General features: G+C 35.4%; 25 protein-coding genes and 1 tRNA gene. 12 read left to right on the forward strand and 14 right to left on the reverse strand.

What is annotated here, in order from left to right; genetic code table 11:
- Positions 1-18: 18 nt before the first annotated feature.
- Positions 19-100, reverse strand: a tRNA-Leu gene (locus tag O5639_RS08120).
- 126 nt (positions 101-226) lie between these two features.
- On the opposite strand from O5639_RS08120, the gene accC reads away from it, so the two are divergent.
- Positions 227-1,570 (forward strand): acetyl-CoA carboxylase biotin carboxylase subunit, encoded by a 1,344-nt coding sequence (gene accC / locus O5639_RS08125; RefSeq protein ID WP_269624045.1) that lies wholly within the window; start codon positions 227-229, stop codon positions 1,568-1,570.
- 13 nt (positions 1,571-1,583) lie between these two features.
- Here the strand turns inward: accC and O5639_RS08130 are convergent, their stop codons facing one another.
- Entirely contained in the window at positions 1,584-1,883 is a 300-nt protein-coding gene (locus O5639_RS08130) for a YggT family protein (protein ID WP_269624046.1), read from the reverse strand.
- An 87-nt stretch (positions 1,884-1,970) separates the two neighbouring features.
- Here O5639_RS08130 and psbX point away from each other — a divergent pair, with 87 nt between their 5' ends.
- Together psbX and O5639_RS08140 are read left to right on the forward strand one after the other, a co-directional pair.
- On the forward strand, positions 1,971-2,141 hold the full coding sequence (gene psbX, locus O5639_RS08135) for a photosystem II reaction center protein PsbX (protein WP_269624047.1): 171 nt from the start codon (positions 1,971-1,973) through the stop codon (positions 2,139-2,141).
- A gap of 83 nt (positions 2,142-2,224) precedes the next feature.
- Positions 2,225-3,193: a Ycf66 family protein gene (locus O5639_RS08140; protein WP_269624048.1), complete on the forward strand. Its 969-nt coding sequence runs from the start codon at positions 2,225-2,227 to the stop codon at positions 3,191-3,193.
- Positions 3,194-3,204: 11 nt separating this feature from the next.
- On the opposite strand, the gene O5639_RS08145 is transcribed toward O5639_RS08140, so the two are convergent.
- From O5639_RS08145 to def, 5 genes are all read right to left on the reverse strand, one after another.
- On the reverse strand, positions 3,205-3,444 hold the full coding sequence (locus O5639_RS08145) for a chlorophyll a/b-binding protein (protein WP_269624049.1): 240 nt from the start codon (positions 3,442-3,444) through the stop codon (positions 3,205-3,207).
- A 9-nt stretch (positions 3,445-3,453) separates the two neighbouring features.
- A complete protein-coding gene (locus tag O5639_RS08150; protein ID WP_269624050.1) occupies positions 3,454-5,442 on the reverse strand; it encodes an ABC transporter ATP-binding protein/permease in 1,989 nt (662 codons plus the stop codon).
- 123 nt (positions 5,443-5,565) lie between these two features.
- Entirely contained in the window at positions 5,566-5,847 is a 282-nt protein-coding gene (locus O5639_RS08155; RefSeq protein ID WP_269624051.1) for a hypothetical protein, read from the reverse strand.
- A 111-nt stretch (positions 5,848-5,958) separates the two neighbouring features.
- Positions 5,959-6,294 carry a histidine triad nucleotide-binding protein gene (locus O5639_RS08160; RefSeq protein WP_269624052.1) on the reverse strand — a complete coding sequence of 112 codons (336 nt, stop codon included), beginning with the start codon at positions 6,292-6,294 and terminating at the stop codon, positions 5,959-5,961.
- Positions 6,295-6,363: 69 nt separating this feature from the next.
- Positions 6,364-6,972, reverse strand: a complete 609-nt coding sequence (def, locus tag O5639_RS08165) for a peptide deformylase (protein ID WP_269624053.1) — start codon at positions 6,970-6,972, stop codon at positions 6,364-6,366.
- 80 nt (positions 6,973-7,052) lie between these two features.
- Between def and O5639_RS08170 the strand changes: the two genes are divergently transcribed.
- Positions 7,053-8,987, forward strand: a complete 1,935-nt coding sequence (locus O5639_RS08170; protein WP_269624054.1) for an alpha/beta hydrolase family protein — start codon at positions 7,053-7,055, stop codon at positions 8,985-8,987.
- Here O5639_RS08170 and O5639_RS08175 read toward each other — a convergent pair.
- Genes O5639_RS08175 through sufB form a run of 4 tightly spaced genes read right to left on the reverse strand, consistent with a single transcriptional unit; the run spans position 8,984 to position 13,747 of the window.
- The gene (locus O5639_RS08175; protein ID WP_269624055.1) at positions 8,984-10,231 is read right to left on the reverse strand and encodes an aminotransferase class V-fold PLP-dependent enzyme; all 1,248 of its coding nucleotides are present in this window, start codon (positions 10,229-10,231) and stop codon (positions 8,984-8,986) included. The two genes, O5639_RS08170 and O5639_RS08175, sit on opposite strands and share 4 nt — an antisense overlap.
- Positions 10,228-11,466, reverse strand: a complete 1,239-nt coding sequence (sufD, locus tag O5639_RS08180; protein WP_269624056.1) for a Fe-S cluster assembly protein SufD — start codon at positions 11,464-11,466, stop codon at positions 10,228-10,230. The genes O5639_RS08175 and sufD overlap by 4 nt, the downstream gene beginning before the upstream one ends.
- Entirely contained in the window at positions 11,463-12,254 is a 792-nt protein-coding gene (gene sufC, locus O5639_RS08185) for a Fe-S cluster assembly ATPase SufC (RefSeq protein WP_269624057.1), read from the reverse strand. The genes sufD and sufC overlap by 4 nt, the downstream gene beginning before the upstream one ends.
- Positions 12,255-12,304: 50 nt before the next feature.
- The gene (sufB, locus tag O5639_RS08190; RefSeq protein WP_269624058.1) at positions 12,305-13,747 is read right to left on the reverse strand and encodes a Fe-S cluster assembly protein SufB; all 1,443 of its coding nucleotides are present in this window, start codon (positions 13,745-13,747) and stop codon (positions 12,305-12,307) included.
- Positions 13,748-14,224: 477 nt separating this feature from the next.
- Here sufB and O5639_RS08195 point away from each other — a divergent pair, with 477 nt between their 5' ends.
- The 5 genes from O5639_RS08195 (at position 14,225) to O5639_RS08215 (ending at position 20,172) form a co-directional block, all read left to right on the forward strand.
- A complete protein-coding gene (locus tag O5639_RS08195) occupies positions 14,225-14,587 on the forward strand; it encodes a hypothetical protein (protein WP_269624059.1) in 363 nt (120 codons plus the stop codon).
- Between the two features lie 305 nt (positions 14,588-14,892).
- Positions 14,893-15,972 carry a DUF4912 domain-containing protein gene (locus O5639_RS08200; RefSeq protein ID WP_269625536.1) on the forward strand — a complete coding sequence of 360 codons (1,080 nt, stop codon included), beginning with the start codon at positions 14,893-14,895 and terminating at the stop codon, positions 15,970-15,972.
- 19 nt (positions 15,973-15,991) lie between these two features.
- Positions 15,992-16,162, forward strand: a complete 171-nt coding sequence (locus O5639_RS08205; RefSeq protein ID WP_011294071.1) for a hypothetical protein — start codon at positions 15,992-15,994, stop codon at positions 16,160-16,162.
- Between the two features lie 65 nt (positions 16,163-16,227).
- Positions 16,228-17,877 (forward strand): alpha-D-glucose phosphate-specific phosphoglucomutase, encoded by a 1,650-nt coding sequence (locus tag O5639_RS08210; protein WP_269624060.1) that lies wholly within the window; start codon positions 16,228-16,230, stop codon positions 17,875-17,877.
- Positions 17,878-17,964: 87 nt separating this feature from the next.
- Positions 17,965-20,172, forward strand: a complete 2,208-nt coding sequence (locus tag O5639_RS08215; protein WP_269624061.1) for an AAA family ATPase — start codon at positions 17,965-17,967, stop codon at positions 20,170-20,172.
- Here O5639_RS08215 and O5639_RS08220 read toward each other — a convergent pair.
- A complete protein-coding gene (locus O5639_RS08220; protein ID WP_269624062.1) occupies positions 20,165-20,767 on the reverse strand; it encodes a 4'-phosphopantetheinyl transferase family protein in 603 nt (200 codons plus the stop codon). The genes O5639_RS08215 and O5639_RS08220 overlap by 8 nt on opposite strands.
- 52 nt (positions 20,768-20,819) lie before the next feature.
- Between O5639_RS08220 and bcp the strand changes: the two genes are divergently transcribed.
- Positions 20,820-21,287 carry a thioredoxin-dependent thiol peroxidase gene (gene bcp, locus O5639_RS08225; RefSeq protein ID WP_269624063.1) on the forward strand — a complete coding sequence of 156 codons (468 nt, stop codon included), beginning with the start codon at positions 20,820-20,822 and terminating at the stop codon, positions 21,285-21,287.
- Here bcp and O5639_RS08230 read toward each other — a convergent pair.
- Both O5639_RS08230 and O5639_RS08235 read right to left on the reverse strand, forming a co-directional pair.
- Entirely contained in the window at positions 21,274-21,975 is a 702-nt protein-coding gene (locus tag O5639_RS08230; protein WP_269624064.1) for a type III pantothenate kinase, read from the reverse strand. The two genes, bcp and O5639_RS08230, sit on opposite strands and share 14 nt — an antisense overlap.
- A 3-nt stretch (positions 21,976-21,978) precedes the next feature.
- Positions 21,979-22,770, reverse strand: coding sequence for a phosphoadenylyl-sulfate reductase (locus O5639_RS08235; protein ID WP_269624065.1), 792 nt, complete (start codon positions 22,768-22,770; stop codon positions 21,979-21,981).
- A 72-nt stretch (positions 22,771-22,842) separates the two neighbouring features.
- Between O5639_RS08235 and O5639_RS08240 the strand changes: the two genes are divergently transcribed.
- Complete coding sequence (locus O5639_RS08240) at positions 22,843-24,045, forward strand: NAD(P)/FAD-dependent oxidoreductase (RefSeq protein WP_269624066.1); 1,203 nt, start codon at positions 22,843-22,845, stop codon at positions 24,043-24,045.
- Positions 24,046-24,115: 70 nt separating this feature from the next.
- Entirely contained in the window at positions 24,116-25,933 is a 1,818-nt protein-coding gene (locus O5639_RS08245; RefSeq protein ID WP_269624067.1) for an SLC13 family permease, read from the forward strand.
- The last annotated feature ends 37 nt before the right edge of the window (positions 25,934-25,970 follow it).

Genomic DNA, 25,970 nt, shown 5'->3' on the forward strand with positions numbered 1-25,970 from the left:
AGCATTAGTTTTGAAAAATGCGGATGGCGAGACTTGAACTCGCAAGGCCGAAGCCACATGTTCCTTAGACATGCGCGTATACCAATTCCGCCACATCCGCAAGGTAACTCAGTTAAACACCAAGTAACCATGATCATAATGCTAAACCTATTAAGCTTCTACTTAATGCGTTTCTGTGTTGGGCACTAATACTGATACGATCCGCCAGAGGACTAAATAAATTTGAATGCCCATAGGCAAATTGCTGATAGCTAATCGTGGCGAAATAGCTTTAAGAATTCTCCGGAGCTGTCGTGAGATGGGGATTGCAACTGTTGCTGTTTACAGCACTGTGGATAAAAATGCGTTACATGTTCAATTAGCTGATGAGGCTGTTTGTGTAGGAGATTCTCCTAGTAGTAAAAGTTATCTTAATATTCCAAACATATTAGCTGCAGCAACATCACGAGGTGTTGATGCTATTCATCCTGGTTATGGCTTTTTAGCTGAGAATGATCGCTTTGCAGAGATTTGCGGAGACCATGGGCTGATTTTTGTAGGTCCATCTCCTCATGCAATACGTTCGATGGGTGATAAGTCGACAGCTAAATCGACTATGCAGAAGGTTGGAGTACCAACTGTTCCTGGAAGTGAGGGTTTGTTAGAGAGCGTTTCAGATGCATCCCAGCTGGCTTCTGAAATGGGCTATCCAGTAATGATTAAGGCAACAGCAGGAGGCGGTGGAAGAGGCATGCGTTTGGTGGGACATGCTGATGAATTGGATAATCTTTTTAAAGCTGCACAAGGGGAAGCAGAAGCTGCATTTGGTAATCCAGGTTTATATATGGAGAAATTTATTGATCGTCCAAGGCATGTAGAGGTTCAGATTCTTGCTGATCGTTTTGGAAATGTTGTGCATCTTGGAGAGAGAGATTGCTCGATTCAAAGACGACATCAGAAATTGTTGGAGGAATCACCCAGTCCAGCTTTAGATGATCAGTTGAGATTACAGATGGGAGAAGCAGCAGTTGCAGCAGCAAAAAGTATCAATTACGAAGGTGCAGGGACAGTGGAGTTCTTACTGGATCGTCATGGAAACTTCTATTTTATGGAAATGAATACTCGAATACAAGTTGAGCATCCAGTAACGGAATTAGTTACAGGTATGGATCTCATTTCAGAACAATTACGAATTGCAGGAGGAGAAAAATTAAAATTTAGTCAATCAGAGATCAAGCTTGAGGGACATGCAATCGAATGCAGAATTAATGCTGAAGATCCAAGTCACAATTTCAGACCCTCTCCAGGTAAAATTACAGGCTGGTTGCCTCCTGGTGGGCCTGGTGTCAGGGTAGATAGCCATGTGTATACCGGTTATGACATACCTCCTTTTTATGATTCTTTAATAGGAAAATTAATTGTTTGGGGAAGAGATAGAGAAGCTGCACTTAAACGTATGGAAAGGGCTTTAAACGAGTGTGCAGTTACAGGAATTACAACAACTATTGATTTTCATTTGAAATTACTCAAGAGAAAAGAATTTACAAAAGGGGATGTCCATACAAAGTTTGTCGAACAAGAAATGTTGTAAATAGTTCTAAAGATCAAAATATAATTTGAGTTAGTAAACCTTGTTGACCAAGAAACAATTCGCGAAAAAGGCTTAAGAGACCTACCCAAATAATTGGAGTAACATCTACTCCTCCTATAGGTGCCACAATTTTTCGAGTAGCTGCAAGTATAGGTTCAGTTGGTAAAAAGATAATTGGCCATAAACCAGTTCTTAAATCTATTTTTGGATACCAAGTCAAAATAATTCTGAGAAGGAATGCAAGGGTTAGCGAACCTATTAAAAAACCCATTAAAAAATGCAGGGTTGGAAGACTTTTAATTAACAGAGGCATCACAAAGCTCAAAGCATTATTGAATAGATGGCATAAATCATCTTTTATTGCGTAAGATTACTCGGTCTTGCATAAGAATTAGCTGAAATGACTTTTCATTTTTTAAATTTGTTCCTTAGTGCTGGAGCTTCTGGTCAAGCTGCTACTAGTTCTGCTGTTGGGATGATAGGGAGTTTTCTTGCCGCTGGAGCTTTGGTAGTTGCACCTGCTGCTGCTGCGTTGATTTGGGTAAGCCAAAAAGATGCATTGAGTAGATAGCCCTAGCAAACACCTATTTATGCCATAGACTGATAAATATAAGGTTGGTTTCAACCTGAAAATGTTTATTTAAGAGGGCAAACTTGGTCAATGCCAGTCTAAATTGGGCCAGCATTGTTGGCATCGTTCTAGCTGTATGCGGAGCTGGCTTATATTTTCTTAGATCTTTTAAGCCAGCATTGGCAAGAGATTACGATGTATTTTTTGCAGCTATTGGTTTGCTGTGTGGAGGGATACTTTTTTTTCAAGGTTGGCGTTTAGATCCCATCCTTCAGTTTGGACAGTTTTTACTTGCAGGAACAACTGTTTTCTTTGCGTATGAAAGTGTTCGCCTGAGAGGTATTGCAACAGATCAAGCACGAAGATCTTCATATTTTGATGATGAACCTGAGTTGCCAAGATCTTCTAGAGGAAGTTTGTCTGATGCAGGACCTGATAGAAATTATGATCGATTTGAGGAAACTCAACCTATTAATAGAAGATTTTCTGGTAGAGAAGATTATCAAGAAGAATATCCAGATGATGAAAAATATGGAAGACGTCCATCTAGGGCGGCAATCCCTGAGCAGGCTGTAAGTAGAAGGCCCAGAAATATTAGTTCTCCAGAAATTAATTCTCGAGGAGCCGAGAGAGATAGGAGAATGGAACGATTTAATAATCCAGAATCTTCTTCAGATAGAGCCTCAAGCTTTGGCGATAGGAGAATTAGCCGACAAGAAAGTAGGAGGGGGACTCGTCCTTCAGCAAGTGTTCAAACTTCAAGTCGTAGAAGAAATGGAGCCCCTAATCCCTCTCAAGTATCATCTTCAAGATTAAATTCTGATAATGCAAATATACCTTCAATGGGATCTAGGAGGCCTTCTAAAACTAACAATAATATTGAAGATGCTGCCTTTTCTAGTTCTGAAAAAGGAGTAAGTAGAACTAGTAGAAGACCTGCAAAGAATTCCTCTGAAAACCCTGTCAATCGAAGATCATCTTCTACAAGCTCTTATTCATCGTCCACAAGAAAGTCGAGACCAAGAGATAACAGCTCAAGATTTGATGATTAATCAAATAATCATTATTTATTAATTATTCCAGCCCATTCCAAAAACGATATCTTGCTAATTGCTTCAACAAGTAGAACGGCCATAAGACCAAGCATTGCAAATCTTCCATTTATTCTCTCTGCATAGCCACTCCACCCAAATTCAGGAATATCATTTGTGGTTGCGCTAGGTGAAAGATTTTTAATTTCTGAATCAGTTTGTTCTTGTTTTATTGACTGATTATCTTGGTTTGTTTCAGTATTGGAGTTCATAGAAATACATTAGTTCTCAGTGAATTGGTAACTTGCAGCGGGCAATAATCGCCAACCTTTGTTCTCCGTGATTTCAAGCACAGTTTCATGATAGTTCTTTAGGGTTGGCCTGTGGCCAACGCTAATACATGCCATATCACGTTGGTTAAGAAGTTCATAAAGATGTTTTTCTGTATTTACGTCTAGTGCACTTGTTGCTTCATCTAAAACAACATATTTAGGCGAATTGAGTAAAAGTCTTGCGAAAGCTAACCTTTGTTGCTCTCCAAGAGATAACAGCCTTTGCCAATCTTGTTTGATATCTAGGTCCGGATACCTTTGGATTATTTGAGGTAACTTGACTTCCTCTAAAACGGCTTTTAGGTGATCATCACTGAATCTATTTTTATCTAATGGATAACAAAGCTGTTCTCTTAAAGAGCCAAGAGTCATATATGGTTTTTGAGGGATAAAGAGTAAATCACCATTTGAGGGTGTTTCTATTTCACCAGATTGGATTGCCCAGAGACCGCTGATAGCTCGCAGTAAAGAAGTCTTACCACAACCAGAAGGTCCTACTACAAGTACACTTTGACCAGAGTCAATACTAAGATTTAAGTTATTAATGAGATAATTATCTTTACCTGGAGTCTTAATACTTACATTTTTCAGAATAATAGAATTGTTCGTTTTAATTTCAACTTTAAAGTCATCAAATTGGTCATTCCTGACTTCATTCATGTTTGATTGAAATCCTTCAAGCCTGCCTATGGAAGCTGAAAATCTAGCTAAAGCTTCTATCTTATAAATAATAAAAAATAATGATCCCTCAAGAAGGTTATAGTTCAAATTAGCTTGTTGAAAACTTCCATAGTCCATTTCGCCGCTAAGAATTGGTCCTGCGAGAATAATGAAAGGAATAAAAACACTTCCATAAATTCCAGAACGCTGGAGCACTCTTAACAATGCTTCCCATATGATTAAAAGATTAAAGTTGTCAACTACAGACTTTAGTCTTCTACTAACTTCTTTTTCTTCTTGATTTTCACCAGAATAGAAAGCAATTGATTCTGCGTTATTTCTTACATGAACAAGACCATAACGAAAATCAGCTTCAAATCTTAATTGATCATAATTTAATTTAAATAATTTTCTACTAGCAAAAAGTAGCAAAGATGAAACTAATGTCGCGTAAACTATCAGAGCAAGTGTTAGCTCTTTGCTTATACTTAGTAAAATAAAAATGTTTAATGAAAATACTAATAATGAATCAAAAATATTTAGAGAGAGATCTATTGTTTGCGCAGTAAAGTCTCTGGCATCTTCTGTAATTCTTTGATCTGGATTGTCGACATTTGTTTCAGATTCATCGTTGGGGTTTAATATATAATATGTCCTTTCATCTAAATAGTCGGTTATTAGGCTTTTAGATAACCACTCTCTCCATAAAAGCTGAAGCTTTGCTGAAAAATAAAACTGGAAGCTTCTTATAGGAAGAGCTGCGATAAAACAAATTCCAAGAATCCACAAATTTTTATAACTTTCATTTTCATCTTTTTGTATTAATGCATTAGTTATATCTCTGACTAGAAAAGTAATTCCTGCGTTAATTCCATTGACAGACAATAACATCAAAATAATTACTCCTAACAAAAGCCAAGGCAGCCATCTTCTTTGCCTTAACAGACCACGAATCGAGATAAATGAAAAAATTCCTAAGGCAAACAAACTTGAAATTATTAATCCTGAAGGACCATCCCATATGACCTGTAAGGAGTTTTGAACACCTCCTAAAAATTGGTTTGTTATCTCTGGAGCTACGTTGGCTAACAGGCTCATTAAACCTGTTAGTAAAAATAGAACTATTCCCCCTACACAAAATAGTAAAGCTAGCAATAAATATACAAATAGCCAGCCATTATTTTTTGTATAAGGTAGAAAATATGGCTGAGTAAGCTTTCTTAATTTAATAAGTTGGCTTACTAGTCCTTTTTGAGCTTTCGAAATTGATGAGGTCATATTAATTTGATTATTTCAAAGTCACTAAGTACTTGATTAGCAATAAGGTTAACTTATTCTTTTTAAGTTAATTTGAGGCTTATTTCAGAGCATAAACTCATCAAAGTCATTAATTTTTATATGTTAGCTAAAACCCAAATATGTTTTTATTATCATTGGTATTGGTAGCGAAGAAATAAGCTGCATATCAAAAGAGTGAACTGCAGGTATGGTCTGATCTAATACCCAAACAACCAAAAAAGGGGCATTCAGAATTATCTGCCATTGCCATTTGTAAGTTAATATTGACCATATTTTTTTTAAAATCGATTGCTGGCCCTCACTAAGACTTAACCAAAAATCTTGTGAATTTGTTTTTACTTTATTAATAATGCTGTTTTTATCTGTAGCAGTTGGGGAATTCATCGAAAGCTATTAATTCAATACTTTATAGCGCATTGATGGGTGAAACTGAGTCAGTAACTAAGCCAGTAAGGCAATCGTGTGTACTGATAAAAAATCATGGAAATTCAAAATTTACCCTGGTGGCCAACTTAATTTTCTGCCGCCAATGATATGAATATGTAAGTGAAATACTGTTTGACCTGCTTCTTCTCCCGTATTAATTATGGTTCTCCAACTTTCTAAGCCAGCAGCATTGGCAATTTCGGTCCCTTTTAGCAGTAAGTGACCCAGTAATTCTTGATCTTCTTTTTTTATTTCTTGCAGACTTGGAATAGGTTTTCTAGGAATTATTAAAATGTGAGTAGGTGCTTGAGGGGTAATGTCTTTGAAAGCTAGGCATTTGTTATCACTAAAAACCTCATCACAAGGAATTTCACCGCTAAGAATTTTATCAAAAATTGTTGTCATTGAATTTGAGGAAAGACCAATAATAAGAACCTAATGAGATTCTTTATAGTTTGAATTGACATTAATCTTTCAAGTTGTTTCTTTTATTACATCACTTTGATTGAAGTTATTCTCATTTAATTGTTTTTTCAGTTCTTCTTCATCAGTTACTTTGTCAACAAAACAGATACCATTTAGGTGGTCTATTTCGTGCTGAATGCATCTTGCCATTAGACCATCTGCATTCATTTTCTTTGGTCTACCCATTTCATCTCGATAACTTAATTTGATTGAGGAGGGTCGTAAAACATTAAGGTAAACGCCAGGGATACTTAGACAACCTTCTTCATATGTATCTAAGCTTGCACTAGATGAAGTTATCTCAGGATTTATAAATACCATGGGTGGGGCATTTGGATCTTCAAAATTTAAATCAATAACTAATAATCTCTTTTGTATTCCTACTTGAGGTGCTGCTAAACCAATACCTTTTGAAGAATACATAGTTATGAGCATATCTTTCACTAACTTTCGTATTGAATCATCAACTTTGACTATACGATTAGCTGGAGTTCTTAAAGCCTCATGTCCCAGTTGATACACCTTCAAAGGGGGATTCTTGACAGGTTCTTTCGAAACTGAAATTGAGGGCTTCTTTTTTTCTGCATTTTTTGCAAGTTGAGCAAAACTGCCAGCCAAAGGAGTCTTAAGACAACAACTTTTACACTTTACTTTGTTTTAAGTTCTATTAGTGAATTAATCATTGACTCTCAACATCAATGAAGAACAAAACAATGAGAATCTTGCATGCTGAAAAAGTTTATGGAGAAGCCCCCATATTTAAAGAGCCTCGGATCATAGGTGATTGGGTTTTATGGTTAGAACAAAGACCAAACGAAAAGGGAAGAACTACAGCTTTAATTAGACCTTGGGGACAAAAAGACGTTTTACCTCAGGAGTTAACACCTTATCCAAGTGATTTAAGGACAAAAATCCATGGATATGGTGGTGCTCCTTTAACAGCTAATCTCGATGGATCAGATCTGATATTGACTTGGGTCGACAAAAAAGACAACTGCTTATGGATGAGAACTTGGTCTTATGAGGAAAAAAATAAAAACTCTTCTTCTTTTAAATTCATACCTAAAATAGAATCAATTTGTCTGACAAAAAAAGATAATTTTTTTCTCGCAGGTGGTGTAATTGACCTTGAAAAAAATATTTGGATTGGATTGATGGAAAATGAAGAAGGAGATCATATAGTTTCTTTTTCTCTAAAAAAAAATGATCAATATCCAAAATTTATTTATTCATCTCAGGGATTACTAGGTTATCTTGCTCTGAATGCTAAAGATAGAAAGTTGGCATGGGTTGAATGGTCAAATACTTCAATGCCTTGGGATTTAAATGAATTAAAATTAGCCAAATTGGATGAGAATGTAAATATCATAAATATTGTAAATTTTAATAATGAATATTTAAAATGCACAGAAAAAATATCATTTTTTAACCCCATTTGGTCCGATTCAGGTCATCTTTTTGTCGCTGAAGATAGTAGTGGTTGGTGGAATATAACGCAGATTAAAACTGATATTACTAATAATTCAATTACTATTTTCCAGAATAAATGGACTATTAAGGCTGAAATTGCTTTCCCTCAATGGGTCCTAGGGATGTCGAGTTTTTCATGTGTGGGGGATGATGTTGTTGGAGCTTTTGCTCAGGAAGGAATTTGGACTTTAGCTTTATTTCAAGAAAATGGATTTATCAAGACTTTTGATCTGCCTTTTATTGAGTTCTCAGGTCTTCATTCGAATCAAAATCGACTTGTGGCAATTGCCAGTGGTTCAGAAATTTCTGACGGGATTTTTGAACTAGATTTATTAGCTAAAAGTTGGGAACATACTCTTGCCTCTTCATTTTGCTTGGATCCAACGGAAATAAGTATTGGCGAATCTTTTTGGTTTATCGGATCGAATCAAGAGAATGTTCACGCTTGGTATTATCCACCTATTAATAGACAAATATCGTTACCTCCTTTGTTGGTGAAAAGTCATAGCGGGCCTACTGGTATGGCTCGTTGTGGATTGGATCTAGAGGTGCAATTTTGGACATCAAGAGGTTGGGCGGTTGTCGATGTTAATTATGGAGGCTCTTCTGGTTTTGGGCGGGAATATAGAGATCGATTGAGAGGCAATTGGGGAGTAATTGATGTTTTGGATTGCACTAAGGCAGCTCAATCATTGATTGCAATTGGTAAGGCTGATAAAGACCGTATAGCAATTTTAGGGAGTAGCGCATCGGGTTTTACAGCTTTAGGTTGTTTGATATCTACTGACATTTTTAATATAGGAGCATGTAAATATGCTGTAACTGATTTGATAGGCATGGCTAATTCAACTCATAGATTTGAAGAATTTTATTTAGATTATTTAATAGGTAATATAGAAACTGATTATGAAAAATATCTTAAAAGATCTCCAATTGAAAATGTTAATGCTATTAATATGCCATTAATTTTATTTCATGGATTGAAAGATGAAGTTATACCCTCGGATCAATCTGTTGTAATCAAAGATGCATTATTAAAACGTGGAATTCCAGTGCAAATAAATTTGTTTGAGAACGAAGGTCATGGATTTAAAGATGGCAGAATAAAAGTTGATGTATTAAAAAAAACAGAAGCTTTTTTTAGACAATATCTAAATATTTAAGAATTTTTCTTTAAAAAAGAAATTACTGATTTTAGTTCTTCAGCAAGAGAATCAATTTCTGATGGAGTAGATGTAAAGCTCAAGCTTGCTCTAGCTGTGCTTTTTATCCCATAGAATCGATGAAGTGGTTGGCAGCAATGATGACCACTCCTAATGCAAATATTGCTGTTATCGAGTAACTCAGCAACATCATTAGAGTGAATACCTTTTATATAAAAGGTTGCCAAAGGTCCTCTATCAGGTTGTATTTCAGGGCTAGGACCAAGAATCTTTAAATCATCTATCTCCTCTAATTTTTCAAAAAGATATTGTGTTAATTCTTTCTCGTAATTATGGATTTCGTTTAATCCAATTGATTGTAAATAATTAAGCGCGGTTCCCATACCGATTGCTTCCCCAATAGCTGGGGTGCCTGCTTCGAATTTATGAGGTAAGTCTGCCCAAGTGCTGTTATCTTTAAAAACCTCATTAATCATCTCTCCTCCCCCAAGGAAAGGAGGAATTATTTTTAAAATTTCTTCTCTACCCCATAAAAAACCTATTCCAGTAGGCCCGCAAAGTTTATGAGAAGAACCTGCTAGAAAATCAATACCAAGTTTTTTAATATCTACTGGCTTATGAGCAAGACTTTGGCAAGCATCCAAAAGAACTAAGCTACCGTTTTGATGTGCAAGGTCTGAAATTTCCTCGATAGGATTACAACAGCCTAGTGTATTACTTACATGAACAAGACTGACTATTTTAGTTTTATCATTCAATTTTTTTCTAAAATCATCAAGATCTAATTTTCCATTTTTATCAATATTGATAAAAATGAGCTTGCACTTTTTTGCGGTAGCTATTAATTGCCAAGGGACTATATTACTATGATGCTCCATTAAACTTATTAAGATTTCGTCGTTTTCCTGAAGTGCATAATTTCCCCATGCATAAGCTACTAGGTTAATAGCTTCCGTAGCATTTCTAGTGAAAATAATCTCTTTTTCATTATTACTATTAATAAAGTTGGCTGTTAACTTTCTTGAATTTTCAAATTTTTCTGTTGCGATTGCACTCAGCTGATGAGCACCTCTATGAACGTTAGCGTTTTGAAAGCTATAGTATTTTTTTAAAGAATCTATAACTTTTTGTGGCTTTTGACTAGTCGCTGCATGATCTAAATAGATTAAATTATTATGATTTCCATTAAATATTGGAAAGTCATTTCTACATTTTTGAGCAATCTTTTTTATTAAATGTTTCACTTTTCTATATCTTGTATTAACTTTTCAATAAAATTCCATTTCCCAGCACTTTTAGGTAAGTGTGAAATCACTTCATCAAAATATCCTTTTAATAACAAAGAATTTGCATGTTTAGTATCAATACCTCTACTAAGTAAATAAAATAATTCCTCATCTTGGAGTTGGCTTACAGTTGCTCCATGAGTACACCTAACATCATCAGCAACTATTTCAAGCTCTGGTTTCGTATCTATTCTGGCGCGCTTGGAAAGTAATAAATTTCTACTTAGCTGAGAAGCCTCTGTTTTTTGTGCTTTTTGAGGAACTTCAATCGAACCATTAAAAATACAATGGGAATATTCAGAAGCTACAGCTTTTTGTAATTGATCAAGCTTTCCATTTGGTCCTTCGAATCTAATTAAAGAGTGTGTGGCTATTTGCTCTTTTGATTTAGTAACTTGAAGCCCTTTGATAATTGTTGAAGCTTCTCCTTCACTTTGAATTATTCTTGGTTCAAACCGGGCATAATCCCACCCATGATGAATTGAATGAAGAGAGTATTTACTCTTCTCTAATTGTTCTACTGCTAAAGTGCATATTGAGGAGGATTCTTTCTTTTCACTAAAAGAAATTAAACCGTGATTGAACTCTACTTTAGACTCTAGTTTTACTTCGATTAAATGGTTTTGTGCTGAATTATTATTACCAGTGATAATTTGTAAAAGATCTAATTTTGCTCCCTCTTCTATTAAGAGAAAGATTCTAGTTGAGAATGACTTTCCCTCTATTGATGGAATTACTATCTCTAATGATTGATTCAAATTACGTTTAACTTTTAAAGCTAGAAGCTCTGAGCTTGAGGCCTGATTAAGATATACTGAAATGTCATTTTTTATATTAGTTGAATTAACTACTTTGCCAAGATTATCTTCAATTTCTTTGTTGTTCAGCTTCTCAATTCCATTAGGCAGATGAATATCAAAAATTGGATTTTTATTAGGGTTAATGATAATTCTTTCTCTGTTTTTGTCCTTTTCAGGAAATATAGATTTAATAGCTTCGCTATCGATAATTGTTGGTAACGATAAAAAACTGTTTAACTTATTGAGGTTGGATAATCGCCATGCTTCATCTTCCTTAGAGGGCATCCCTTTCTCCAATAGAAATTCTCGTCCTATTGATTGTTCGTTTTTTAAATCACCTTCAGTTGGCGGCAGAGAGTCAAGCCATTGTTGGCAAATAGTTGATGATTTCATTTTGCCATTTCCTGCTCTTTGGTATTTTTGTCAATAAAGTCATATCCAGATTTCTCAAGGTCAAGGGCTAGTTCTTTGTTGCCAGTTTTTATTATTTTTCCATCAGCCATTATGTGTACAAAGTCAGGAGTAATTTCATTGAGCAGTCTTTGATAATGGGTGATTAAAATTGTTGCAGAATTTGGGCGCGCGAGTCTATTGATCCCAGATGCAACAATTCTCAGAGCATCAATATCAAGTCCTGAGTCAGTTTCATCGAGTATTGATATGACCGGCTCAAGAAGAGCCATTTGAAGAATCTCGTTGCGTTTTTTCTCTCCGCCAGAAAAACCTTCATTTACGCTTCTTTCTAGAAAGACTGCATCCATTTCAACTATTTTCAATCTTTCTTTTACTAGATCTTCGAATTCAAAAGTATCTAATTCACTTTTAAGTAATTCTTTTCTTCTTGAATTGGTTGCAACTCTTAAGAACTCGAGATTACTAACACCTGGAATTTCTACTGGGTATTGGAAACCAAGAAAAATACCAATTCTTGCTCTTTCCTCAGGTTCTAGCTCAAGAATATCCTTACCTTTAAATTGTATAGATCCCGATAAAACTTTGTAAGATGGATGACCAGCTATTACTTTTGAAAGTGTACTTTTTCCGCTTCCATTGCGACCCATAATCGCATGGATTTCTCCTTCTTTTACTACCAGATTGACTCCATGAAGTATCTCTTGATCCTCAACACTGGCATGAAGATCTTCAATAGATAATATTGTTTCCGAAGTTGATGAAATCACTAAATTAAGGAGAAAGTTTTAGAGAACAAAAGTATAGTTTTAATTTATTTTTATCCAACAGAACCCTCCAATTTTAAAGCTAAAAGTTTATCTGCCTCAGATGCAAACTCCATAGGCAATTCATTGAAAACATCACTACAAAATCCACTGACTAACATTGAAACTGATTCCTCGAAATCAATTCCTCTACTTTGTAAGTAAAAAAGTTGATCCTCTGAAATCCTACAAGTACTTGCTTCATGTTCAATATTTGACTGAGGTTGTTTGGATTGGATATATGGGTAAGTATTTGCACTGGCTTTGTCACCGATCAACATAGAGTCACATTGACTGTAATTTCGAGAGCCCTCAGCATTTGGGCTTATAGATACAAGACCTCGATAGCTATTCTTAGATTGTCCAGCACTGATACCTTTACTTACGATTTTTGATTTTGTATTTTTTCCTATGTGAATCATTTTTGTTCCAGTATCCGCTTTCTGACAATTATTAGTTAGTGCAATTGAATAAAACTCACCAATGGAATTATCTCCTTGTAATACGCAACTTGGATATTTCCATGTAATTGCAGATCCTGTTTCAACTTGAGACCAGCTTATTTTGCTTTTCTTCCCTCTACATTCTCCTCTTTTGGTGACAAAGTTATATATTCCTCCAACCCCCTCCTCATTACCTGCATACCAATTTTGCACGGTTGAATATTTAATAGATGCATTATCGAGTGCAACAAGCTCAACAACAGCAGCATGAAGTGTATTGGTATCAAACATAGGCGCTGTACAGCCCTCTAAGTAACTAACAGAGGAAGACTCTTCTGCGATAATTAAAGTTCGTTCGAATTGACCAGTGTCGCCAGAATTTATTCTAAAATAAGATGATAATTCCATTGGACATTCGACATCTTTGGGTATGTAAACAAACGATCCGTCACTGAAAACTGCAGAATTTAGGGCTGCAAAAAAGTTATCATTTATAGGAACAACTGTACCTAGATATTTCTCAATTAAATCTGGATATTCGCTAATAGCTTCACTAATTGAGCAGAATATTACTCCATGTTCAGCTAGTTTTTCTTTGTATGTAGTTGCTATCGAAACACTGTCAAAGACAGCATCTACAGCTACATTAGATAATCTTTTTTGTTCACTAAGTGGTATTCCAAGCTTTTCAAAAGTTTCAAGTAATTTAGGATCAACTTCATCTAAACTCTTCTTCTTTATGTCTTGTTTTGGGGCTGCATAATAAATTAGATCCTGATAGTCTACTTTTGAATAAGTTAATCCAGACCAATCAGGTTCTTTCATCCTCAACCATTGTTCATAAGCTCTTAAACGAAATTTTAATAAAAAATCTGGTTCATTTTTTTTGGCGGAAATTAACCTAATAACATCTTCATTCAACCCTTTTGGGATCTTTTCAGTTTCAATTTCAGTTATAAAACCGTATTTATAAGGTTTGGATACAATTTCTTCGACAGTATTAGATTGGGTCATTTTATTTTGATTAAATCAAGTCGTAGTAGTTTTTATTTATGAAAAGTTTGGCTTTTATGATCCAAGATAATCTTCAATTATGACATCTTGGGTTCATCATTTGATCAGAGTGTTTTGATAGTTGGATCTCAAATAGCATTCTAAGTCAAATCAAGGGGGAAAACCTAGTGTTACGAAAGTAGTTTTCTTCTCCTATTACCATAAGCCAAAATGCTTCCAATCGTTTCCAGTTCTAATTGTGCTGGAATAAACTCTTAATTTTTTTTCATTTCGTAAAAGATTTTTTAATGTATACAAATAGCTATCTCAATCCCTATTAATACAGTAGATTGCATTTATCAATTCCTGTTTTGGACTTTTAATAGTTAATGAATGAATATCTTTCCCTTCTTTATCAGTGGAAACAAATAAGATCAAACCTCTTTAAATATAAATTTTCTTTTAAACTTTACACATAAGAGATGCGCTTGCTGCCAGATGATGGAATCTACTTTTGACGATAGTTCTAAAAATAGTCCTTTAAGTCAAGCAGATATCAATTTGATCGCATTAACTAACCTTTCAGCTAGTGAAAAGCATCATTTAAGGATGCTTGCACATTGCTTGCAATGTTTTAAATCAATGAGTAATGAAAATCCAAGAGGTTTGATTCCTGTGAAGGAAGAATGGCTTGAATGGTGCTTGAAGAATCCAATTATGATGAAAGATGACGAGTTTGTGCAGGTTATGTTCGAGCAATTTTCTGGAGCAGCTACTCAGCTTGAAAGATTGGCAAATGATTTAAAAGTTGCTCCATTGGATTTGACATTGAGAAATTTAATCGACGTATATGAGGTTTGAAATCTTTCTATTCCCTAGATGCTAAAAAATTTATTTGAAGTGGGTGATCCCAAAGAAAAAAGTCTTCGAATTTTGAAAAAACCGAAGACTTTTTTTTGATTGCCTTTGAAATTATTTTTTTTGTTGGAAATTCGTGGATTGGTAATGAACTCCTGGTTTTTAGTCATGGCAACGCTTTTTGTCTTTAGATACCACTTTTTGATCTCTTCTTGGAGTCAGTAGATGCTGACCACATCAACGAGAAGAGCACATTTCATCACATACTTATCCCACTGATCCCAAACAAAAAATGGAGGTTTATGGGCGTGACTTTTGATCAAGAATCCCTGTCACGTTTAACACTTCGTCAGCTTCGTATTAAAGCTAGTGAATTAGGTATTCCACTTTATAGTAGAAAATCAAAGGCTGATTTAGTTAAGGGAGTTTTTCTCTACCAAGAAAAAAAGGAATTAGAAAAAGAGTTGCTCAACAATAAAGTCCAACAATCTAGCGAAACTGGATACTCAAGTTCTTTAGAGACCAAAGTTGTTTTTCTTCCTCGTGATCCCGAGTGGGCATATGTATTTTGGGAGATATCAGATGCTGATCGTTCTAATGCTCAAAAGGAAGGAGCTATTAGACTTTGTTTGCGCTTAGCTGATGTCACTAATAAAAATAATGGAGAAGCTAATCCTGGAACTCTTCAAGAAGTTGTTGTTGATAGTCACAGTACCGAGTGGTACTTACCTATTCCTTTAGGTGGAAGAGATTATAAGGTTGAACTCGGTTATAGAATTGGTCATAAATGGATGTCACTTGCTCATTCATCTTCAGCCAAAGTACCTTCACTGCATCCAAGTGAACAAGTTCTTGATCAATTTGTTCCTTTTAGCTTGGAAGCCCCAGTTAGGTCCTCTGATTCTAGTATAGAAAGTTTTGATTCAGAACAACCAGATAGTGGTTTGCATGAGCGCTTATATCAATCAGCGACAACAAAATTTAGAACTCGAAGAGTTGGTTCAGAAGAATTCCAAGAGGGTGTTCCAGGAGATCTAAATGTAAACAATGAATCTGGTAGTGGGCTTTGGGCTAGTGGCTTGAATGAATCTGGTATTGGAGGAGTTCCTCAAGCACGTTCTTTTTGGTTAGTTGCTGATGCTGAATTAATTGTTTATGGAGCTACTGATCCCTCAGCTCAATTGTTTATCGAAGATGAAGAGGTTCCATTAGCAAATGATGGCACTTTTAGATTGCAAGTTCCATTCAGAGACGGTGTTCAGAACTATTCAATCAAAGCGATAGATAAAGATGGGGTTGATTCAAGGAACATAACAATGAAATTCGAAAGAGTTACCCCAGTTGATAATACTAATCCAAATGCAAAAGCTGAATCAGAATGGTTTTAAATTTACTTCCACTTAATCAATGGTTCGCTTAATTGTTGCTTTTACTCCATTAGTAGGTGCTATTGCTTTTCCTTTATTAATTCCTACTACGATTGAGCGTTTAGGACTTGGTCCGGGTGTATTAAGTGCGTTGATATTAAGTACTCTTTGGTTCATTGCAATGCTTCGTACTTCTGAAATGCCTCACTGAATTCAAAGTGATGTCATTTTGATTTTCGATTCATTTTTTATATCATTCACTAATTTATTTTCAAAGTGTTTTCTTCAGAATTTAGCCAACTTACAGTTAAGTTAAACTCACCTTTTACTGATCAGAAACCAGGTACTTCTGGATTAAGAAAAAGTACTTTGCAGTTCGAAGAACTTCATTACCTTGAGAGTTTTATAGAGTCAATCCTGAGTTCGCTCCCTGGGGTGGAAGGAGGTGTTTTGGTTGTGGGAGGTGATGGTAGATATGGCAATAAAAGAGCGATTGATATCATTATTCGGATGGCGGCCGCACATGGAATTCAAAGAGTAATTACAACTGTAGACGGGATTCTGTCAACTCCTGCGGCTTCTAATTTGATTAGAGTTAATAAAGCAATAGGTGGAATTATTTTATCTGCTAGTCATAATCCAGGTGGTCCTCAAGGAGATTTTGGAGTCAAGCTCAATGGCTCAAATGGAGGCCCTGCATCCGAATCTTTAACTCAAGAAATTTATAATTACTCAAAGAATCTTAAAGAATATAAGATCATAGAATGTCAATCAAATAAGTCTTATTCACCTGGAAAATATCAATTAGCTTCCATGGTTGTTGAGATAATTGATGGAATAGAAGATTACTTAGATTTAATGAAACAAATATTTGATTTTGATTTGATTAGTTCATATATCAACAAAGATTTTCCGATCGTTTTTGATGCATTAAATGCTGTTACAGGGCCATATGCAAAGCGTCTTTTTGTTGATTATTTAGGAGCTGATGCAGAAACAGTAAGGAATGGAATACCTTTGGAAGATTTTGGAGGTCTTCATCCTGATCCAAATTTGACTTATGCAAAAGATCTTGCCGATTTGCTTTTGAAAGGCAATTTATTTTCCTTCGGAGCAGCATGTGATGGCGATGGCGATAGAAATATGATTTTAGGACGTGGTTGCTTTGTAAATCCTAGTGATAGCCTTGCTATTTTAGCCGCGAATTATGATTGTGTGCCAGGGTATGCCAAAGGTTTATCTGGTGTTGCTCGTTCTATGCCCACGAGTTCAGCGGTAGATGTTGTAGCAAAACATTTAGGCATAAATTGCTTTGAAACCCCTACTGGATGGAAATTCTTCGGCAATCTTTTGGACGCGAATCAAATTACTCTGTGTGGAGAAGAGAGCTTTGGGACTGGAAGTGATCATGTAAGAGAGAAAGATGGATTGTGGGCTGTTCTCTTTTGGTTGCAGATACTTGCGACCAAGAAAAAGTCTGTCTCTGAGATAATGAGAAATCATTGGCTATTTTTTGGTCGTCATTATTATTCTCGTCACGATTATGAATCTATTCCATCTGAAGTTGCAAATTCTTTGTATTCCAGATTGAGCAATATGCTTCCCACTTTAAAAGATCAATCTTTTGCTGAAAGGATAGTGAAAAATGCTGATGATTTTAGCTATACAGATCCAGTTGATGGTTCAATTACTCTTAATCAGGGCTTGAGAATTTTATTAGATGATGGTAGTCGAGTGTTAGTGCGACTTTCTGGTACCGGTACCCAAGGAGCTACTTTGAGAGTTTACTTTGAAAGCTTTGTTCCAAGTGATGGTGATATCACTCAAGATCCTCAGTTAGCCTTGGATCCTTTAATTAAAAGTATTGATTCTCTAGCTGAGATTTCAAAACGAACAGGCATGTCCGCTCCGACAGTTATTACCTAGATCAAAAATCTTCTAATTTGAAATCATCAAAACAACTTTATAAGTATTTTTTTGCTTTTAGAGTAAAAATATGTTTGTTTACCAGTTTTGGCTAAAGATCTGTTTGCTTTTAATGGTGAACAGCTAATTCAGAATAATGCTCCTTTAGCTGATCGCCTACGGCCTAAAACACTTGACGAATTTGTGGGTCAAGATCACATTCTTGCTCAAGGACGTTTATTAAGACGCTCAATTGTTGCTGATAAAGTAGGCAATTTATTGCTTTATGGACCACCAGGAGTTGGTAAGACTACTTTGGCTAGGATTATCGCCTCAAATACCTTATCTCATTTTAGTGTTGTAAATGCTGCCTTGGCTGGCATCAAGGATTTGAGATCTGAGATTGAGTCTGCATTAGATAGATTAAATAAATATGGTAAACGCACGATTTTATTTGTTGATGAGGTTCATAGATTTAATACGGCTCAACAAGATGCCTTATTACCTTGGGTGGAAAATGGAACTTTGACTCTTATTGGGGCAACTACGGAAAATCCATATTTTGAAGTTAATAAAGCTTTGGTCAGCAGATCTAGACTATTTCGTTTAAATAGTTTGAATTCAAAAGCGTTACATCAATTGCTGCAAAGAGCTTTGAGCGATACGGAAAGGGGGTATGGGTTGAAATTAATCAATTTATCTAGTGAAGCTGCGGATCATTTGGTTGATGTGTCTAATGGTGATGCACGGGTTCTGCTTAATGCGCTTGAACTTGCTGTAGAAAGCACTATTGCAAATCAAGATAGTTCGATATGTATTGATCTCAATATTGCTGAGGATTCAATTCAAGAACGAGCGGTTTTATATGACAAACAAGGTGATGCTCATTTTGATACGATCAGCGCTTTTATAAAGTCATTACGAGGCTCGGATCCAGATGCGGCATTGTTTTGGCTGGCTCGAATGTTGGAGGCTGGAGAAAATCCACGCTTCATTTTTAGACGTATGCTCATCGCTGCAGGAGAGGATATTGGTCTCGCTGATCCCAATGCAATTGTCATAGTTGAGTCATGCGCAGCGGCTTTTGATCGAATAGGTTTGCCAGAGGGGATTTACCCACTAGCTCAGGCAACCTTGTACTTAGCTGCCACTGAGAAAAGCAATAGTGTGAAGGGTATTTTTAAGGCAGTTCAGAAAGTTAAAGATTCCCAAAAGCAAAATGTTCCGTCTCATCTTAAAGATGCAAACCGAGATCAAGAAGCATTTGGAGATGGCCTGGGTTACAGCTATCCTCACTCATTTTCAAAAAATTGGGTACCTCAGCAATATTTACCAGATAGTTTGCTACAAGAGAATTTTTGGGAGCCAACTGAACATGGATGGGAAGGTCAAAGACGATCTCTTTTGAATGAGAGACGATCTGAACAGATAGCTTCACTAATTGAAGTTGAGAAACAAAATCCTTTAACTATTACATCTGGAAAAGTTGATAGTGACTTGGAGAAATGGTTATCTCGCCAAGTTTGGCAAGAGGGGGAACGATTAAAAAACTTGATGACTAAATTATGGTCGGGTATTACTTGGAGAAAAAATCATAGAGTTTTAGTCTTAACACCTAGTTCTTTGCTTTGGTCTTTAAAGCCTTTAAGAGAGGCATCTGAAGGGGGAGTTGTTTTGGCTGTTTCAGAAGATAATCATCCAAGGTTATTAGCTGAATTAGAAGTTTTAGCTCCTATGGTGCGACCTATTTTAATTGATTCAACTTTTGACTCAATTAAAAAATTAGAACACAATCTCAAATTTGAGGTGATTGGAGGAAGGATTCCATGGAAAGTATTTTCTGAAATAAATTTTTCGGAATTGTGGCCGATTCTTACTGAAAAATGTACAGAGAATGCAGAATTAAGTTTAATTCTAAGTAATCCATCCTCTGGTCCTGCACTTTCTCTAAAGGAAAGCTTAGAAACTTATAGCAATAATAAAAATAACGATTTTTTATTATTAGATAATTTAATTTGCAAAGAATTGGAGTGGTTGCACAAACAAGATTATAAAAAGAAATTTATTCTACAATTAGAAAAATTAGGCTGGAATATTTCTTTTGAAGAATGGACTGAGTTTGTATATCAAAAAGTTGATAGTTCTACAATTAAAAGATGGCTTAATGAAGGAAGTGAATATCGAGAAATCATTCTAAAAAATTGTAAGGAAGAAACATTAGATCGATTGCAGAAATTATTTAAAAGATTGGAAGGCCAGACTATAAAACAAAAACTTCTACATACTAAATATCTTGCTAAAAGAATAATTAATTAAGGCAAATTATTGGTTCTATTGTTACGGAGTCTTCATCTAATGCAATCGCATAAGTCCACTGATCATGAATTCGTTCGTAAATTTTTACTCTGTGTCCAAGTCTTTTATGATATGCAAATAATGATTTATTTTCCCAAATCCATTGATTGATATTAGTTGCTATTTTTCCACTTTGCCATTTAATTGCGGCTTCTTTTACAACCCATCTTTTTAGTACTAGTTCTTTAGCTTGACTTGGCGTTAAATATTCTATTTCGCTATTTTCATCTTGAGTGAAAAAGCGTTTGGACAATTTATGAGCTTGAAACTGTCTATCCTTTCTTTCAATATCTACACCAATTTTTGTTGAAGACCATCCTATTAATAACGCATCAGAACAATGGCTCATACTGATATGACCCAATCCATCTGCTAATAAAGGTGGTTTCCCAGGATCGGCTTTAAGAGGGATCTCCAGAGGTTTTAAGCCAGTCATGTTCGACATGACATGTCTTAGGCAGCCTCTAGAAAAGTGGTAATTCAATGCTCTCCTTGGGGTTAAATTGTTAACCCATTTTTTCTCTTCGCTGCTTATGGGTAAAAGTTTTGATGGCATCAAAAAAAGCCAAAGACCTAGTACGCTTTTATTGTTTATTTGAGTAGTAATCATGACTCTCTGTATAGGCGATTCTGCACCAGATTTCACTCTCCCTAATCAAGATGGTGTTGATACCAGTCTCTCATCATTCAAAGGGTCAAGAGTTGTAATTTATTTTTATCCAAAAGATGATACTCCTGGCTGCACTAAGGAAGCTTGCAGCTTTAGAGATAGTTGGGACCTTTTTGAATCAAACAATATTAAAGTTTTAGGTATTAGTAAGGATGCCTCTAAATCGCATATAAAATTCATTGATAAACATAAACTGCCATTTATACTTTTAACTGATAATGAGCCTTGTCCTGTTGCGGCATCATACGAAAGTTATGGCTTGAAGAAATTTATGGGTAGAGAGTATTATGGAATGATGAGACATACTTTCGTTATAGATAAAGATGGGGAAATAGAATTAATCTATTTAAAAGTAAAATCAGCAAATATGGCTAATCAAATTTTAAATGATCTTAAATTGAATTAATTTTTTGGTCTATATCAATCATTCCTTCTAGAACTAGATTCGGAGAATAATTTATATCAATATTTGTATTTTTAAGTTCATTTAATATCAGTGGAGCATCCCCTCCGCACATCCATATTGGTAATTTTGTCTCCTCAAATATTTTTAAGATTAATCCTAATAGGCCATTTACTGCACCTCTGACCATTGCATTTTTAGTTTCATGTTGAAATGTCTCTATTGGGATTGTATTGATGATTGGATTTTCTAAATTTAAGGCACCATTTGCCATAGAAGACAATTGAAGTTGTAATCCAGAAATTAATTGACCTCCAGCGAATACACCTTTTTTTGTTATTTTTGTGACGCTCATGATTGTGCCTGCATCAATAACAATTAAGTCTTGCTTTTTGCTTTTGAAAGATGATTGCTTTTTATAAGCACTCCATGAAGCTAGAGCTCTATCAATCCCTAAATTAGATGGAAGATTGATGAGCGGAACATCATCTAAATTTATTTTTTTTGAAGGGCATAATTTAATGTTCCTAGGGACGGAACCAACGGAGGCCCAAGTGAATTGAGAATAATCCTTATCTTTAAATTCGATGGGATTTGGCGAGGTATGAAAATATTTCCAAACTTTTTTTCTCTTGCTTGCCCAATGCCATCTTGTATTCCCAATCATTAAGTAATTTTGTTCTGAAAACACCAGCTATATTCCTTCTCCTAAAAAATTATTTTCATCAACATGAATTCCACATTCTTCACTAACCCCTCCAAATCTTGTTGATCTTCCTTTGGAATTATTATTTTCAGCTACGCTTGAATGCCAATCTCCGACCGTAGAATAGCCTTTTTCAAATAAAGGGTGTTGAGGTAAATCATTATTTTCCATGTAATAGAAAATATCTTTCTTAGTCCAGTTTAAGAGTGGTCGTAGAGTTAAACGTTCTCTGATGTAATCAATATGCGACATTGATTCTCTGTTTTTGGTTTGACCTTTACGTACTCCGCTAGCCCAACAAATAGCGTCGAGTTCTGATAAGACATTTTCTAAAGGTTCAATTTTTCGTATTTGGTGATATTTGTTTAGATCTCTTAGTTCGCCAGTTTCCCAAAGTTTTCCATGTATTGCTTCCATCCTGGCTGGCGAGATAGAGCTTTGGGCTACGATTAAATCTAATTCGAATAGTTTTGTTAGTTCTTCTGCATAGTGATAAGTTTCTTTAGGCAGATAACCAGTATCTATCCAAATTACCTTTGGTTTTTTTCTAGATTTTAAAGCCACTGTCATATGCAGTAAAACAGCAGATTGGATTCCAAAACTGGTTGTTAAAACAAATTTCTCATCAAATTTCTCATGGGCCCATTGAAGTTGGTCCTGAGCAGCAAGTTTTTCAAGATATTTACTTGTTTCATCAATTGATTCCACCAGAAAAGGTTGAGCAAAGTTAATTGATTCTCTCAAATCACCGGTGTAATTGTCTTGGGATTCTTTCTTCATATTTGAGAGTTGAATGCCGAATCGGTCAAAGTTTGTTTAGGGTCTTTAAAAATCATCTTAAATCTAGTCCCCATGGACTTGAACAATTTGAAATCTGACCCAATAGTTGTTGTAGGTGGTGGCTTCGGGGGACTGGCTACAGTTCAATCTTTGTTAGCCAAATCAGATGGAACTTCAGTGGTTTTGATTGATGAAGGCAATAGATTTCTTTTTAAGCCATTGCTTTATGAGTTATTAAGCGGTGAGCTTCAATTATGGGAGGTGGCACCTCAGTATTCTGATTTAGCTTCAGAATTAGGATTTATTTTTTTACAAGAATGTGTAGTTGAGATTGATGAAATAGCACAAAAGTTAATTACCTCATCTGAGATTGAAATAACTTATTCTCAACTTGTCATTAGCACAGGAGTGACAACTAATTATTCCTTGCTAGAAAATTTACAAGACTATGCTTGTGGCTTTTCTAATTTAAATGACTTCCGAATAATTAAAAAGTTAATAACTAAAATAAATAATTCTTCTGAATATACTAATCCTATAGTGATTGCTGGAGCTGGTCCAACTGGTGTTGAGCTTGCATGTAAAATTTCTGATTTAATCAAAGATCGGGTTGAAATATATTTAGTTGATAAAGGAGATAAAATTCTACCTATGTGTAAATCATTTAATAGAGAAAAAGCAATTGAAGCAATAGGTAAGAGAAATATTAGAGTTTATTTAGATTATTTTATAAAATCTGTTGATAAAACTTTTATAGAACTTTTAAGTACTGATAATCAAATAAATGATTATATTAAAATTGATTATTCTACTTTATTATGGACTGCAGGATTAAAACCTTCAAAATCAAAATTGCTAAATCATTTTTTGAATGAAAATCAGAAGATTAAAGTAAATAAATTTATGCAAATGGATGAATATAAAAATATTTTTTTCGTTGGAGATATCACATTTTGTGAAAATGCCCCCTTCCCTTCTTCCGCTCAAGTTGCAATGCAGCAAGGTTCTTTAGTGGCTCAAAATATTATTTCTCTAAGGAAGGGAAATGAACTTAAATCATTCGAATTTGAAGATCTTGGAGAAATGTTGAGTCTTGGTATTGGTAATGCATCTATAACTGGCTATGGAATTACCTTGGCAGGACCCCTTGCATTTGAAATTAGGCGTTTTGCATATTTAATGAGAATGCCAGGGTTTCTTCTATCGTTTAAATCCTTTGGTTCATGGCTATTTAGTAAAAAAATAATTAATCGTTTATTTTCCCAATCTCCTTAGCTCCTTTACGCAGTAGTCTTAAAATTAATACTTGGACAGATTCAGTTGAAAAGGTTATTAATTAAATAATATGAATGAGATATTAACTGTTTTTGAAAATCCAAAAGCTGTCATAACTTTGGCAGTGTTAATTAGTGCAGTTTGTTTATTTGTAAGTAGTGCTCTGGCGCCTGAACTGACTGGACTTTTGAGTGTTGCATTATTAATGGCAACAGGAGTTCTTTCTCCTCAAAAAGCATTGGCTGGTTTTGGAAGCCCTGCTTTGATTACATTGATGGGTTTATTTGCTGTTTCTGCTGCACTTTTTAAAAGTGGAGCTCTTGATCGTTTAAGAGAGTTAATAGCTTCTGAAAGTATTCGAACTCCGCGTAGGTTAATAGCTTTGCTTGGATTGGTTGTTGCTCCTGTGTCAGGCGTTGTTCCTAATACTCCAGTGGTAGCTTCGCTTTTACCAGTTATTGAGGCTTGGTGTGTAAAGCGAAAATTATCTCCTTCTCGTGTTTTGCTGCCACTATCTTTCGCTACGGTTTTAGGTGGCACATTAACTCTTTTGGGGAGTTCAGTAAATTTGTTAGTGAGCGATATTAGCGATCAACTTGGCTACGGTCCTTTTGATCTTTTTACTTTTACTGCAATAGGTATACCAATATGGTTGTTTGGGACAGCATATATGTTGTTAGCTCCTCAATCTTTACTACCGGATAGAGGAAGAATTAGCTCAGAGTATGGAGGTAGTTCGGATCAAACTGGTTATTTTACGGAGGTCACAATTCCTTCTGGTTCTGAATTGGTTGGGAATTCCTTGAGGAATAGTCGCTTACAAAGAAGATTTGATGTCGATGTTTTAGAAATACAGCGAGAGAATGAGAGTCTTTTACCACCTTTGGCTGATCGAATAATTCAATCTGGAGATCGCTTGTTGATAAGAATTACACGCTCAGATCTTTTACGATTAAAACAAGAACATACAGTTCAATTAACTAAAGATTTAAATACTGAAAAGAATTTTTTTCTATCAAATACTGACGAGGGCCAACAAACTGTGGAGGTCCTTTTGCCAGCTGGCTCAACCTTGGCTGGCGCGAGTTTGCGAGAATTACGATTTAGGCAAAGGCATAATGCAACTGTTTTAGCTTTAAGACGAGGGCAGCAAACTGTTCAAGAAAGATTGGGCCAAGCAATTTTACGAGAGGGGGATGTACTACTTCTTCAAGCACCTAGAGATTCAATTAGAGGATTGCAAGATAGTAATGATCTACTCGTTTTAGATCAATTTGATAATGATCTACCAACTGTCACAAGAAAACCCATAGCAATTGGTATCGCCATTGCTATGTTGATTCTTCCTTCACTTACCGATTTACCTCTTGTTGCTTCGGTTTTATTGGCAGTAATTGGAATGGTTTGGGGTGGATGCTTAAGGCCCGCAGAGGTTCAAAGATCAATTCGACTTGATGTAATTCTTTTGCTTGGATCTCTCTCTAGTTTTAGTGTCGCAATGGAAAACACAGGCCTTGCAGATGCTTTTGCGAATATTTTAATTTTTATATTGAAAGACCTATCTACTTATTCCGCTTTACTAGTAATTTTTCTCTCGACTACAATATTCACTCAATTTGTCAGTAATGCCGCTTCAGTAGCTCTTTTGGCCCCAATTGCTGTTCAACTGTCGCCAAGTATGGGTCTACCTCCTTTGGCTTTATTGATAACAGTTCTTTTTGGCGCTAGTCAATCTTTTCTTACTCCTATGGGGTACCAGACAAACCTTATGGTGTTTGGACCAGGGCGTTATCAGTTCTTAGATGTCACTAGATATGGAGCTGGCTTGACCATCTTGATGACGTTTCTTGTTCCTGGGTTGATTTTGCTAAACTATGGCATTTCTTAAATATGATAGATATGATTAATAATTTAGCAAAAAATCC

It is taken from the genome of Prochlorococcus marinus str. MIT 1214, from assembly GCF_027359355.1.
Lineage (GTDB): Bacteria > Cyanobacteriota > Cyanobacteriia > PCC-6307 > Cyanobiaceae > Prochlorococcus_B > Prochlorococcus_B marinus_F.